Below are 13,141 nucleotides of genomic sequence, written 5' to 3' on the forward strand. Positions count from 1 at the left end.
GATCCATGCACACCGCCATCTGCACCTTCGAGGACCGCACCCTCGCCGAGCAGGCCGTCGAGCGCCTGGTCCAGGCCGGCTTCGCCCGCCACGACATCCACATGGAGCAGCGCCATCCGGACGGCACGCCCATGCGGGAGCAGCGCGACCACGACGTGGTCGGCAAGTTCTCCTTCTTCGAGCGCCTGTTCGGCGCCGGCAAGCATGCGCAGGCCTACGACAGCGCGCTGGACAAGGGCCTGTACGTGGTGATCGTGGAACACCAGGACGAAGCGCATGCCGAACGGGCGCAGAACGCGCTGCACGGCATGGAAGCCCGTGACGTGAACCTGGTCCACCGCGCCGGCGAGCGCCCCCTGCGCGACGTGGTCGCGGACCGGGGCGCCACCGACCTCGAGCACAGCTTTGGCACGGCACGCTCGGACATGGGCGCGAGCAACGACGCGGACCTGAAAGGGCGCGAGGGCGAGTTCTTCCCGTCCGAGCGCGAGCCCGAGCGCGCCATCGCCTCGCAAGGCTGGGGCGAGCAGCGCACGCTGGAAGTGGTCGACGACGACAAGCCGATCGCCTCGCCCGACATCGCGGCAGGCCGCGAAGACAAGCCGCGCTGAGCCGGCGCGTGTCATTTGCGGGCTGGTCCCGCAATCTCCCCAGGGCGCGGCCCACGCCGCCGCCCTTTTTCATGGGCCGGCGTGTCCCCTCCGCGCTCGGGCGACAATACGCCCTCGCAACCCGAGACGCCCCATGCCGCTCCAATTCGCAGACCGCCTGAACAACGTCGAAACCTCCGCCATCCGCGAGCTGTTCAAGCTCCTGGGCAAGCCCGGCATCATCAGCTTCGCCGGCGGATTTCCGGACAGCGCGATGTTCGACGTCGAGGGCCTGCGCGAAGCCTCGCAGCGGGCACTGGCCGAGGAGCCGGGCGGCGCGCTGCAATACGGCGCCACCGAAGGCTACGAGCCCCTGCGCACCCAGCTCGCCGCCTTCGAGCGCAACAAGGGCGTGACGGACCTGGAGCCGCATCAGCTGATCGTCACCACCGGCAGCCAGCAGGCGCTGGACCTCCTGGGCAAGACGATGATCAATCCCGGCGACAAGGTGATCGTCGAAGGCCCGACCTTCCTGGCCACCATCCAGTGCTTCCGCCTCTATGGCGCCGACGTGCAGAGCGCCCCCATCGACGCGCACGGCGTGCAGGTGGACAAGCTGGAGGCGACGATCCAGCAGCACAAGCCGAAGTTCGTCTACCTGATCCCCACCTTCGGCAACCCGAGCGGCGCGCTGCTGTCGCTGGAGCGCCGGCGCAAGGTGCTGGAGCTCGCGGTGAAGTACCAGGTCCTCATCGTCGAGGACGACCCGTACGGCGACCTGTACTTCGGCGAGCCGCCGCCCCCGAGCATCCTGGCGCTCACGAAGGAAGTCCCCGGCAGCCGCGAATGGGTCGCGCATTGCGGCAGCATGTCCAAGGTGCTGAGCCCCGGCCTGCGGGTGGGCTGGCTGATTGCGCAACCGGAGCTGCTGGCCAAGGCGACGATGTGCAAGCAGTTCAGCGACGCCCACACCAGCACGTTCGCGCAGGCGACCGCTGCGCAGTACCTGAAATCCGGGCGCATGCCCGACACGCTGCGCAACGTGCGCCAGAAGTACGGCGAGCGCGCGAGCGTGATGGCCGAATCGCTGAAGAAGGAACTGGGGAACGCGATCGAGTTCACCGCGCCGCAAGGTGGCTTGTTCTTCTGGGCGCGTCTGACGGGCCAGGGCGCCAACGCCGGCGAGTTCGCCAAGCGTGCGATCGAGCAGAACGTGGCTTTCGTGCCCGGGGCGCCGTTCTTCGCGAAGGATCCGGATGTGGCGACCCTGCGCCTGAGTTTCGCGACGGCGGACGTGGCGAAGATCCGCGACGGGATCGCGCGGCTGGCCAAGGCGCTCTGATCCCCGCGCGGGCGATTACCTCGCGACGCCCTTGTTCCTCGAACTCGTCATCGGCTACTTTTCGGCCCTGCACGGCACGCAGGCGTACAGCTGGCTGTTCCTGCTGATGGCCTTGTGCGGCATGGGCGCCCCCGTGTCGCAGGACATGCTGCTGCTGGCCGCCGGCGGCTTCACCCTGAGCGGCGCGATGCAGCCCGTGCCCGTGGTGGTCGTGGCGGCGGCGGGGCTGCTGGCCGGCGACCTGTTCACGTTCTGGGTCGGCCACCACTACGGCGCGCGCTGGGTGCGCCGGCCGTGGGCGGCCCACTTCGTGCCGCCGGAGAAGCTGCCCGGCATGGAAGCCGCCGCGCGGCGCTGGGCCCTGCCGTTCTCGTTCATCACGCGCTTCCTGCCGGGGCAGCGCTCGACGTTGTTCTTCGCCGCCGGCAGCCTGCGCATGCCGTATCGCCACTTCCTCGCGGCAGACGGCGTCGCCGCGCTGCTGCAGGCGAGCCTGTTCACCTTCGGTGCGCGTTCGCTCGGATGGCACTGGTCGGCGCTGAGCGCGCGCTTCGACCGCGTGGACGACGTGCTCACCGCCACGCTGGTGGTGGCGCTGTTCCTGCTCCTGTGGCGCACGCGGCGGCGCTGAGCCGGCCGCAAGGCACGGCCGTGCGTGGCGGGGCTACCATGTCGCATGTCCAGCAGCATTGACGAAGGGCGATCCGTCGCCCTGTATTGGGACTTCGAGAACCTGCACGCAAGCCTGTGCGAGGAGAAGGAGCCCGGCTCCTACGGACGCGAGAACCGTTTCAAGCTCCAGGAGCCGCTGGTGGACGTCCAGGCCGTGGTGGAGCTCGCCGCTTCCTTCGGACGCGTTGCCATCAACCGGGCCTATTGCAACTGGCAGTTCTTCGGACGCTACCGCGAGGCGCTGATGCACAACGCGGTGGACCTGGTGCAGCTTTTCCCGCCGGGTGCCGCGGCCAAGAACGGTGCCGACATTCGCCTGTGCCTGGACGCGATGGAGGACGTCGCTCGCTTCCCGCATGTGGGCACCGTCGTCATCGTCGGCGGCGACAGCGACTTCATGCCGGTGTCGCACAAGATCAAGGCCGCGGGCCGCACCTTGGTCGGCGTGGGAACGCGCCGGTCCACCAACCGCTACTGGGCCGGGAGCTGCGACGACTTCCGCTACTACGAGAGTTTCGTGGAAGTGCCGCAGGAGCAATCGGCGGCATCCCCTGAAGCGAAGGACAACGCTCCGCAGCGCGATTGAGGTGAACGCGCCGCGGCCGCGGCGGGCTCACGACAGCAGCCGCAGCAACTCGCGCTGGAAGTCCCCGGCGTGCTCGTACTGCAGCCAGTGCGCCGCTCCGGGCATCATCACCAGCTCGCCGAGATAAGGCGTCTGCGCGATCTTCTCGCGCAGCGCGGGCAGGAGGTCGCGGTACAGCGCGTCGTGCTCGCCATAGATCGCATCGACGCGGCAGGTCAGCGTGGGCAGCGTGCGCGCCAGGATGTCGGTGAGCGCCAGGCGGCGCCGGTGCATGCGGTCGCGCGGCACGTTGGCCGCTTGCAGGGCGAGCGCGAGTTCGTCGACGTTCTCCGGATGCAGCATCAGCACGCCGAGGTTGTTGCGGTGCGCCGCGAGCTTGCCTTCCTCGGTGGGCGCATCGCGCCAGGACATCAGCGGCAAGCGGCGGTCCCGCAACCCGAGCCCGGGCGCGCCCACGATCACCAGCCGCTTGACGCGCTGCGGATGCGACGCCGCCATCAAGCCGCCGCACAGGCCGCCGAACGAAAAGCCCACGACATCCACGGGCGCATCCCCCACGACCGCGGGCAGGGCTTCGGCCAGGGCGACAGCCACCGCATCCGCGTCCTGCCCACCCGGCGGCCGCGCGGAATCGCCGAAGCCGGGCAGGTCCGGCACCACCACGCGGCGTCCGCATGCAGCCAGCGCCTGCACGTTGCGGATCCAGTGCGTCCAGCTGCCGCTGCCGCCATGCAGTAACACCAAAGCTTCGTTGCTGTCCTCGCCCCACGCGTGCCACACCATCTCGCCGTCGCCGCAAGGTGTCGTGATGCGGCGCGCCGGCGCGAGCACGCGCAGGGCTTCGGGCGGAAGGTCGGTGGCCAGGGGAGGAAGTTGCGGCGAGCCGGTCATGCCCGCATTGTCGCCGCATGCACGCGCGGACTGCCTTTGTGCCAACTCGTTCACGGCGCGCACGGAATACCGTTCTGCCAGCGAGCGTTCATGGCAGAGCAGGCGCATTCCGCGGCCTGACGACGGAGGAAAACGACCATGAAGAAACTGCTGCTGGCGGCGCTGCTGCCGCTGTCCCTGCTTGCGGCCTGTGCCTCGCTGTCCGGCGGCGAACCCGCCGTCATGAAGGACGGCATGCTGGTCAACGCCAAGGGCCTGACGCTCTACTCGTTCGACCGCGACGTGCGGGGCAACGGCAAGTCCAACTGCAATGGCGACTGCGCCGTGAAGTGGCCGCCGCACATGGCCGCCGCATCGGCCCAGCCGCGTGGCGATTACACGATCGTGGTGCGCAACGACGGCACCCGCCAGTGGGCCTACAAGGGATGGCCGCTGTACACCTGGCCCGAGGACCAGGAGCCGGGCGACAAGTACGGCGACAACTACAACAAGGTCTGGCACATCGTCCGCTGAAGGAGCCGCCATGACCCGCCCGCTGTACGCGCTCCTCCTGGGCGCACTGGCGCTGTCGGCCCAGGCCGGCACGCTCAAGGTCACCGTCCTCGACAAGGAGGGCAAGCCCGTGCCGGATGCGGTCGTGGTGCTGGCGCCGGCCGCGCCCGGCACCCCGAAGCCGCTGCCCGCCAGGGTCACCATCTCGCAGGAGAAGATGCGCTTCGTGCCCGCCGTGTCCCTGGTGGGCGTGGGCGCCCAGGCGACCTTCGTCAACAACGACGCCTGGGAGCACCACGTGCGCGCCAGCGCCGCCGGCAGCCACAACTTCGACACGGCCGGCAGCGGCGGCTTCGAGCTGCGCCTGGACGGCAAGGCGCCGGGAAAGGCCGCGCACGCCGTCGACGCGAAGTTCGACAAGGCCGGGCCGGTGCTCCTGGGCTGCCACCTGCATGCGTCGATGAAGGCGCACGTGTTCGTGAGCGACACGCCCTGGGCCGCGTTGACCGGCGAGCAGGGCGATGCGAGCTTCGAGGCGGTGCCCGACGGGCCCGTGCGCATCCGCGCGTGGCAGGCCGACCAGCTGGTCGAGCTGCCCGCGCAGCAGCTCACGCTCACGAGTGCGCCGGCGAACGCGACGATGCAGCTGCAGGTCGTGCCCCGCCGCCGCAGGGCCCCGTGACCGCAGCGCGGCTGTCGGTCTCCTCCATTGGACAGATGCCGGCTGCGGGTTGAAACTCCTAGAGTGGCTACCCGTGCCCGCGCGGCACCATCCACTCCAGGAGGCGCACCATGGCCCATCGCTCGCTCCACATCGGCCTCAACTTCGTCGACCCGGCCGGCTACGACGGCTGGGACGGCCAGCTCGCTGCCTGCGAGCGCGATGCGGAGGACATGCTCGCCATCGCCAAGGCGCAGGGCTACGAGGCGCGGCACCTGCGGCGCGAGCAGGCGACCTCCGCCCATGTGCTCAAGGAGCTCGCGCAGGCGGCCGCCTCGGTGCGTGCCGGCGAGCACTTCTTCCTCACCTATTCGGGCCATGGCGGCCAGGTGCCGGACACCAACGGCGACGAGCCGGACACCTTCGACGAGACCTGGTGCCTGCACGACCGCATGCTGCTCGACGACGAGCTGTACGCGATGTTCGGCCGCTTCGCGCCGGGTGCGCGCATCTTCGTGCTCTCCGACAGCTGCCACAGCGGCTCGGTGACGCGCGACCGCATCCGCCCGCGCCCGACCGACGCGCGCGGGGAGATGCGTCCCAAGTGGCTGCCGCTGGCGAAATCGCAGGCCATCTACGAAGCGCGCAAGCCCCTGTACGACTCGATCCAGCAGCTTGCCGGCCCGGCGGAGAAGGCGAGGGTGGCCGCAAGCATCATCCTCATTTCCGGCTGCCGCGACGACCAGGTCTCCTACGACGGCGCGGTGAACGGCGCCTTCACCACGCAGGTGCTCAAGTGCTGGGACAAGGGCGGCTTCCGCGGCACGCACCGCCACTTCCAGGAGCAGGTGTCGGCCGCCATGGGCGGCTCGCAGAGCCCGCAGTACTTCCTGGCCGGGACGGTCGACCGGTCCTTCGAGCGGATGCGGCCTTTCGTGACGAAGTAGTCCGCGACGACATTTGAGGCGGGACGGGCAGGGCGCGGCGAGGGGTTGCCGCGCCCTGTTTCTTCACAGGATGTCGTTCAGCAGGTAGGCCGCGTTGTCGTGCAGCTTGTGCAGCCAGCCGCGCTTGCGCCACTCCTCCAGCTTGATCTCGCGGGCGCGGGCCACGTACTTCTCGAAGATCGCGTCGAACTGCGCCGCCACGTCCTTGTCCAGGATGCCCAGGGTGATCTCGTCGTTGGTGTCGAAGGAGCGGTCGTCGAAGTTGGTGGAGCCCACGGCGCTCCAGCAGCCGTCGATGGTCATGATCTTCTGGTGCAGCAGCGTGTGCGGGTACTCGAACAGGCGCACGCCCAGCTTGAGCATTTCCTCGAAGTGGCGGTGCCCCGCGTGCTGCACCGTGGGTGAATCCGATCCGCTGGCCGCGGGCATGAGCACGCGCACGTCCACCCCGCGCTTGACCGCCGCGCCGAAGGCGACGATCGCCTCGTGCTTGGGGATGAAGTAAGGGTTCTGGATCCAGATCTTCTTGCGCGCGAGGCACAGCGCCGTGTGGTGCAGGATCTTCACCGCGGGCGCGGAGTTCTCCGGTTTCGCGAACGCGGCGTGGATGGAGACGTCGCCCACCTTCTCCAGCACCGGGAAGAAGGCATCCCCGACGAACAGCTCGCCGGTCTCGCCGGCCCAGTTCTCGCTGAACGCGCCCTGGATGCTGTGCGCGATGGGCCCGCGCAGCCACACGCTCACGTCCGAGGTGTGCTGGCCGTCCTCCGCGTTGCCCAGCCAGTCGTCGGTGATGCAGTGGCCGCCGACGAAAGCCTCCTTGCCGTCGACGATGCAGAGCTTGCGGTGGTCGCGGTCGTTGAGCACGCCGATCGTGTAGAGCGAGCGCTTGTGGAAGAACTTCACCTGGCAGCCGGCCTCGCGCAGGAATTCCACCTGCTCCTTCTCGATGGTCTTGCTGCCCTGCGCATCGAGCAGGATGCGCACCGGCACGCCGGCCCGGGCGCGGTCCATGAAGGCTTCGGCCATGCGGTCCGCCAGCTTGCCCGGCTTCCACAGGAAGGTCTCGAAGTGCACCGACTTCTGCGCCGCGCGGATGCGCTCGGTGAGCAGGTCGAAGAAGGCGCCGTTCTCGACGATCTGCACCGCGTTGCCCTCCACCGCGGTGCTCAGGGTCAGGCCCGAGAGCGAGGGCATCAGCTTGTCGATGCTCGAATCGCTGCTCACCGACAGGACGGGGCTGCGGTGCCAGCGGATCGAGTAGATCACCCAGATCAGCGCGGCGATCAGCGCGAGCGAAAGCCACAACCAGAACTGCGATTCCATGCCTTGGATCTCCCCCACGATGCAAATCCCTCGATGGTGGCCCATCCGGCGCACGGCTGAGGTACGACGGGAGCGCAGCGCGGCGCAGGCTTTGTCCGGCAAGACCGGGCGCCGGGCCTTCGCCGGCGTGCTCGAGCGGGGCCGCGCAGGGACACGCAAGCGGCGCCGGCTGCGCGTAGACTGCCCCGCCATGACGACCCAGTCCTCCCCCCGCTACGACGCCTCGGCCCTGCACAACTACGCGCGCGACCTGCTCGCCGCCGTCGGCATGCCGGACGACAAGGCCGAGGGGGTCGCCGACATCCTGATCGAGGGCGACCTGCTCGGCCACACCACGCACGGGCTGCAGTTGCTGCCGTCCTACCTGCGCGAGGTCGCGTCCGGCTCCATGAACGTGCAAGGGCAGCCGCACGTGATCCGCGAAACGCCGGCGACGCTGACCTGGGACGGCCGGCGCCTGCCCGGCCCCTGGCTGGTGCTGGAGGCAATGAAGAAGGGCATGGCGATGGCCAGGCGCTGCGGCACGGGCACGGTGGTGATCCGCCAGAGCCACCACATCGCCTGCCTTGCGGCCTTCCACAAGCGCGCGACGGAGCAAGGGCTGATGATGATCCTCGCGTCCTCGGATGCGAACTCCGCCAGCGTCGCGCCCTTCGGCGGGCTGACGCCGGTGTTCACGCCCAATCCGATCTCGGTAGGCATCCCGACCTCCGGCACGCCCATCGTCACCGACATCTCCACCTCGGCGACCACGAACGGCCTGACCAACCGGCTGCACCAGGAAGGCGGCAAGCTGCCGGCCGCGTGGGTCATCGACGGCCACGGCAAGGCGTCCAACGATCCGGTCGTGCTGTTCCAGGAGCCCAAGGGGACCATCCTGCCGCTGGGCGGGCTGGATTCGGGGCACAAGGGCTACGGCCTGTCGCTCACCGTGGAGGCCCTCACCGGCGGCCTCGCGGGCTTCGGCCGGGCGGACCCCAAGCAGGGCTGGGGCGCCACCGTGTTCCTGCAGATCCTGGACCCGGCGGCCTTCGGCGGCAGCAAGGAGTTCGTGCGCCAGATGGACGAGGTCGCCCGGCAGTGCCACGCGTCGAAGCCGGCGCAGCCGGGAAGGCCGGTGCGCTTGCCCGGCGAGAAGGGCTTCGCGCTGGCGAAGAAGCAGAGCGCCGAAGGCGTCGTGCTGCACCCGGGGATCATGGATGCGCTGGAGCCCTGGGCCGGGAAGCTGAAGGTCGCGCCGCCGGCGCCGATGTGAGCCGCACGGCGGCCCCACCCCTCTCCCAAAGGAGGTGCTGACAGCCGCCCTCGCCAGGTGCAGACTGGCCCCTTCCACGCGAGGAGGTCCCCATGCTCGTCTTCACCAACCGCGACGTCGCCGCCGGGGCGGGTGCCTCGGCCTTCCAGCGCAGCTTCACGCCCGGCGGCCGCCGCATCGGCGTCGCTTCGGTGGCCCGCGACGCGGCGGGCAAGTGGGTCCTGTCGCGCACGGACGAGGACGTCACCGAGCGCGACGCACTGGACCTGCTGCTGCCGCTGTTCTCCGGCACACGGCCCGTGCTGGTCTTCGTGCACGGCAACAGCCACACGCCCGCGCACACCTATGGCCGCTGCCTGCAGCTGGAGGCCGAGTACAACGTGGAGGTCGCCGGCTTCTCGTGGCCCTCCGAGGGCTTCCTGTGCGACGGCAACCCGCTGCCGCGCCTGGAAGGCGGCGAGGCCCCGGTCGAGGAGATGGAGCTGTCGCTGGTCAAGCCCGCCACGCGCAGCCGCACGGACGCCCAGCAGCTCGCGCGCCGCTACCGGCAGGCCAAGACCAACGCGCAGGACTCGGTCGACGCGCTCGCCCTGTTCCTGCGCACGGTGGCGACGGCGCGGCTGATCTCCAACGCCCAGCCTTTCTCGCTGGCGGCGCACAGCCTGGGCGCCCACCTGCTGCAGTACATGCTGGAGATCCCCGGCGCCAGCGAATCGGTGGCCACCGCGCACAACGTCGTGCTGCTCGCGCCGTGCTCGCGCGCGGACGGCCATACGGGCTGGCTGCACCAGCTGCGGCCCAAGGGGCGCACCTACGTCACGTTCAACAAGGCGGACAACGTGCTCTTCGGCGCCTTCGTGTCCGATGGCGGCAAGCAGGTCAAGCTGGGGACCGATCCGGGCACGACGCTGTTGCGCGGGCCGGGCTTTCGCTACATCAGCTTCTCGAACGCGCAGACCGGCATGGGCGGGCACCGCTATTTCCTCGACGGACTGACCACCGAGTCGCGCCGGCTGTTCTCGCGGCTGTTCCGGTCGGAAGCGGACCTGCAGCCGGGCGAGCCGGACCGCAAGATCTATCCGGTGGGCTGCGATGCCGACGGCGCCGTGTGCTACATGGCCTTGCCGGATTCGGCGCGGATGGAGGGGTGAGGTGAAGGGGTGAGGTGAAGGGGCGACGCGTCGGCCCGTGGGCGACCGCCAGCGCGGCCCACCTTCACCCCCTCACAGCAACTGCTCGAACACGTCCGCCGCCCCCATCTGCCCGCCCTTGAGCATCAGCTCGACGCCGTCGAACGCCGGATCGTCGCTGTGCGTGCGGCTCACCGCGACGCCGGCGCCCAGGGTGCCGCGGCAGGACAGGCCCCAGAGGCCCAGCGCCTGCACGGCCAGGCTGGACGTGTCGCCGCCGGCGATGCCAACGCGCCGCAGCGGCCGGGCTGCGCGCGCTTCGGCTTGCAGCACACCGCGCAGGAAGCGCGCTCCCGCCTCCGCGAGCTCCGCGCCGCCCGTTGCGGATCGCGCTTGGTCCTCCCCCGGTGCCGTGCACGCCAGCACGTGCCGGCCGGCGCGCAGCGCACCCGAGATGCGCGCGGACGCCTGCGCGGCGGCGCCCGCATCGAACAAGTCCTGCGGCGCGATGCGCACAGTCTCGTACGAGCGCGCCGCGCGCACTTGCCGCGCCGTCACCGGCGAAAGACTGCCGGCCCAGACCAGCACCGGCCCTTGCGCCATGCCCAGCGGCCGCTGTGCCTCCACTTCCGGAAGCGCCCAATGCGCGAGCAGCGCCTGCGCCACCGCGCTCGCGCCCACCGCCAGCAGCGGCTGCCGCTGCGCGGCTTGCCACAACATGCGTCCCACGGGCGCGAGGTGCGACGCGTCGGCGAGGTCCATCAATACCGCTTGCGGCTGCCCTTGCAACGCGTGCGCCAAGGCCTGGTCCTGCGCATCCTCGCCGCACGCATACAGCGGATAGTGCAGGGCGGCCACCGGCTCCAGCCCTTGCTGCGCCAGATGCCGCCGCAAGTCCGCCTCCGCCATCGGCGTCACCGGATGCGCGCGCATCGTGGGGTGGCGGTCGATGCGTTCCACCGCGCCATCGCGCCCGGCGGCCGCGAACAGGTTGCTGAACGCGCAGTAGCGTCCCAGGCTGGGCTGGCCGGCGACGATGGCCACCAGCGGGTTTGGCCGCCCGGCGCGCAGCGTGCGCACCGCGACGGCGATGTTGCCGACCTGCGGTGCGCTGTCGAACGTGGAGCAGACCTTGTAGTGCAGCAGCGGCACGCCCGCGCGCGCGAAGAAATCGGCAACGAGGACCAGCTCGGCCTCCATGGCCGCAGGCGCCATCGCACGCGCCGCACCGGCGATGCCGACCGCATCCAGCGGCCCGCCCAGCACCTGCCGCGCGCGTTCCAGGTGTTCCGGTCGCGGCACGCCCAGGAACAGCATCGCCCGCAGGCCGCCTTGCGCCAGCACGGCCAGCGTGTCGGTCGCACCGGTGAAGTCGTCGCCGTACCACCCGATGCGCACGTCGATCACCCGGCCTTTTTTCCGAAGAATTCCAGCGCGCGCTTGAGTTCCGGCGAGCGCATCGCGCGGTCCGCCAGCGTCTCGCCGCCCTGCACCGCGTCCCACGCCTGCTGCAGGCTGGCGACGCCCGCCGCCGCGCCGTCGGGATGCGCGAGGATGCCGCCGCCCGCCATGAACAGCAGGTCGAGGCTGCCCACGCTGGCCCAGGTCGCGGGCACGGTGCCGGCCCACTGGCCATTGGAGAAAGCGGGCAGCACGCGGTCGTCGCAGCCCTCGGCCAGGGGCGACAGCGAGTCGCGCGCGGCCTCGATCACTTCCTCGTCGCTCTGCGCGAACTTGCCTTGCAGGCCGTGCACGTGCATGTGGTCCACCCCGGCCAGGCGCCACAAGGCCTGCCAGGGCTGGAAGGAGAATCCCAGCAGGGGATGGCGCGACAGCGCGCCGAAGCCGTTGCGGTGGCCGTGGATGGCCAGGCGCGTGTGCCGGCGCAGCGCCTGCACCGCGGAGAAGCCGCACCAGTTGAGGCTGACCATCACGCAGCTTCCGCCCTCGCGCTCCACCAGGTCGGCGTGCCGCTTCATCGCGTCCGAATCGTCGCTGATGTTGAAGGCCACCATCACCCGCTTGCCCGTGCGCTCCTGGTGCAGGCGCACGCGGCGCATGACCGCGCGCACGCGCCGCTCCAGCGGCGCATGCACGGGGTTGCCGCAGCACTCGTCGTCCTTCACGAAGTCGACGCCGGCGGCGCACAGCTTGCCCACGAGCTCGCCCGTCTCTTCCGCTGAGAGGCCCACGTTGGGCTTGATGATGGTGCCGATCAGCGGGCGGCCTTGCACGCCCGCCAGCCGGCGCGTGCCGTCGATCCCCTGCACCGGCAGCTCGAACTGGCGGCGGTAGGCCGCGGGCAGCTGCAGCGATTCGAGGCGCAGGCCGGTGACTTCGCCCAGGTCGAACAGGTTGCCCGACACCGTGGCGGCCAGCGTCGGCAGGTTGCCGCCCACGTTGGCGACCGGAAAACTCACGCGCAGCCGGGCGCGCTGCCAGCGCTGCGGCTCGCGCAGCATGCCGCGGCGTTCCATCCAGCCATTGGGCAGGCTGGGCGCGTCGGCCACGTCCAGCAATTCGACCGATTCCACCGTGGCGCGCGCGCGCTCGCGCAAGGCGTCGGTTTCGCCCGCCACGCGGGTGAAGGTGCCGCTGGACTGCTCGCCGGCCAGCACCTCCGCCACGTGCGCGGGGTCCAGCGGCGTCTCGATCAGGTAAGTGGCCTGGAAGCGTTCGCCGGCCATCGTCAGAGCTTGCTCAGGTCGGGGAAGGGCCGCACCGGGTCCTTGCCGTCCCAGTCCTGCGCCGCCTCGCGGATCATCTTGAAGAGCTTGCCTTTGGGGCCCGCGACTTCCGAGAGCTCCACCACGGTGCCGGGGTGCACGCCCGGGTGGCTGCTGCGGTCCTCGAAGTACACGAAGCGGCCGTTCTCGCCGACCTCGCCGCCCATGCAGACCTTGAAGCCCGCCGCTTCCGCGCGCGCGAGATCCGCGTCGAAGTTCTCGGTCCAGTAGGCGAAGTGCTGCGCGCCCTGGTGGCCGGCGCGGATGAAGTCGCGGTACATGGACGGCACGTCGTTGCGCGTCTGCAGCAGTTCCACCTGCAGGCCGCCCGCGTTGGCCAGCGCCACCGAGTTGTGCGGCTCGTAGCGCTCGCCGCGGTAGGTGTAGTTGCGGATCGGCACGCGCGGGTTGTAGAACCAGGGGCCCACGCCCAGCACGTTGGCCCAGTAGTCCATCGCCGCCTCGATGTCGGGCACGAGATAGGCGACCTGGCGGATCTCGCCGAAGAATCTGCTCATGGGAA

The 13,141-nt window shown here is 70.3% G+C and carries 14 protein-coding genes; 9 read left to right on the forward strand and 5 right to left on the reverse strand.

Going from position 1 to position 13,141, the window contains the following annotated elements:
• The first annotated feature begins 5 nt into the window (after positions 1-5).
• The 4 genes from AC3EGR_RS21955 (at position 6) to AC3EGR_RS21970 (ending at position 3,190) form a co-directional block, all read left to right on the forward strand.
• Positions 6-611 carry a hypothetical protein gene (locus AC3EGR_RS21955; protein ID WP_488548657.1) on the forward strand — a complete coding sequence of 202 codons (606 nt, stop codon included), beginning with the start codon at positions 6-8 and terminating at the stop codon, positions 609-611.
• Between the two features lie 133 nt (positions 612-744).
• A complete protein-coding gene (locus AC3EGR_RS21960; protein ID WP_488548658.1) occupies positions 745-1,932 on the forward strand; it encodes an aminotransferase-like domain-containing protein in 1,188 nt (395 codons plus the stop codon).
• Between the two features lie 31 nt (positions 1,933-1,963).
• Positions 1,964-2,563: a DedA family protein gene (locus AC3EGR_RS21965; RefSeq protein WP_488548659.1), complete on the forward strand. Its 600-nt coding sequence runs from the start codon at positions 1,964-1,966 to the stop codon at positions 2,561-2,563.
• Positions 2,564-2,608: 45 nt separating this feature from the next.
• Positions 2,609-3,190, forward strand: a complete 582-nt coding sequence (locus tag AC3EGR_RS21970) for an NYN domain-containing protein (protein WP_488548660.1) — start codon at positions 2,609-2,611, stop codon at positions 3,188-3,190.
• Between the two features lie 27 nt (positions 3,191-3,217).
• Here AC3EGR_RS21970 and AC3EGR_RS21975 read toward each other — a convergent pair whose 3' ends face one another.
• Positions 3,218-4,081, reverse strand: coding sequence for an alpha/beta fold hydrolase (locus tag AC3EGR_RS21975; protein ID WP_488548661.1), 864 nt, complete (start codon positions 4,079-4,081; stop codon positions 3,218-3,220).
• 138 nt (positions 4,082-4,219) lie between these two features.
• Between AC3EGR_RS21975 and AC3EGR_RS21980 the strand changes: the two genes are divergently transcribed.
• From AC3EGR_RS21980 to AC3EGR_RS21990, 3 genes are all read left to right on the forward strand, one after another.
• Positions 4,220-4,594, forward strand: coding sequence for a COG4315 family predicted lipoprotein (locus AC3EGR_RS21980; RefSeq protein ID WP_488548662.1), 375 nt, complete (start codon positions 4,220-4,222; stop codon positions 4,592-4,594).
• A gap of 10 nt (positions 4,595-4,604) precedes the next feature.
• The gene (locus AC3EGR_RS21985; protein ID WP_488548663.1) at positions 4,605-5,255 is read left to right on the forward strand and encodes a cupredoxin domain-containing protein; all 651 of its coding nucleotides are present in this window, start codon (positions 4,605-4,607) and stop codon (positions 5,253-5,255) included.
• A 110-nt stretch (positions 5,256-5,365) separates the two neighbouring features.
• Positions 5,366-6,181, forward strand: coding sequence for a caspase family protein (locus tag AC3EGR_RS21990; protein WP_488548664.1), 816 nt, complete (start codon positions 5,366-5,368; stop codon positions 6,179-6,181).
• Between the two features lie 63 nt (positions 6,182-6,244).
• Here AC3EGR_RS21990 and AC3EGR_RS21995 read toward each other — a convergent pair whose 3' ends face one another.
• The gene (locus tag AC3EGR_RS21995; protein ID WP_488548665.1) at positions 6,245-7,507 is read right to left on the reverse strand and encodes a phospholipase D-like domain-containing protein; all 1,263 of its coding nucleotides are present in this window, start codon (positions 7,505-7,507) and stop codon (positions 6,245-6,247) included.
• A gap of 190 nt (positions 7,508-7,697) precedes the next feature.
• Here AC3EGR_RS21995 and AC3EGR_RS22000 point away from each other — a divergent pair, with 190 nt between their 5' ends.
• Complete coding sequence (locus AC3EGR_RS22000; RefSeq protein WP_488548666.1) at positions 7,698-8,762, forward strand: Ldh family oxidoreductase; 1,065 nt, start codon at positions 7,698-7,700, stop codon at positions 8,760-8,762.
• Positions 8,763-8,854: 92 nt separating this feature from the next.
• Entirely contained in the window at positions 8,855-9,913 is a 1,059-nt protein-coding gene (locus AC3EGR_RS22005) for an alpha/beta fold hydrolase (RefSeq protein ID WP_488548667.1), read from the forward strand.
• A gap of 72 nt (positions 9,914-9,985) precedes the next feature.
• On the opposite strand, the gene AC3EGR_RS22010 is transcribed toward AC3EGR_RS22005, so the two are convergent.
• Genes AC3EGR_RS22010 through AC3EGR_RS22020 form a run of 3 tightly spaced genes read right to left on the reverse strand, consistent with a single transcriptional unit; the run spans position 9,986 to position 13,136 of the window.
• A complete protein-coding gene (locus tag AC3EGR_RS22010; protein ID WP_488548668.1) occupies positions 9,986-11,299 on the reverse strand; it encodes a four-carbon acid sugar kinase family protein in 1,314 nt (437 codons plus the stop codon).
• Complete coding sequence (locus AC3EGR_RS22015) at positions 11,296-12,579, reverse strand: ribulose-bisphosphate carboxylase large subunit family protein (protein WP_488548669.1); 1,284 nt, start codon at positions 12,577-12,579, stop codon at positions 11,296-11,298. Before AC3EGR_RS22015 ends, AC3EGR_RS22010 begins: the two co-directional genes overlap by 4 nt.
• 2 nt (positions 12,580-12,581) lie before the next feature.
• Entirely contained in the window at positions 12,582-13,136 is a 555-nt protein-coding gene (locus AC3EGR_RS22020) for a VOC family protein (protein WP_488548670.1), read from the reverse strand.
• Positions 13,137-13,141 lie beyond the last annotated feature (5 nt).

It is taken from the genome of Ramlibacter sp. G4-7 (genome assembly GCF_057784995.1).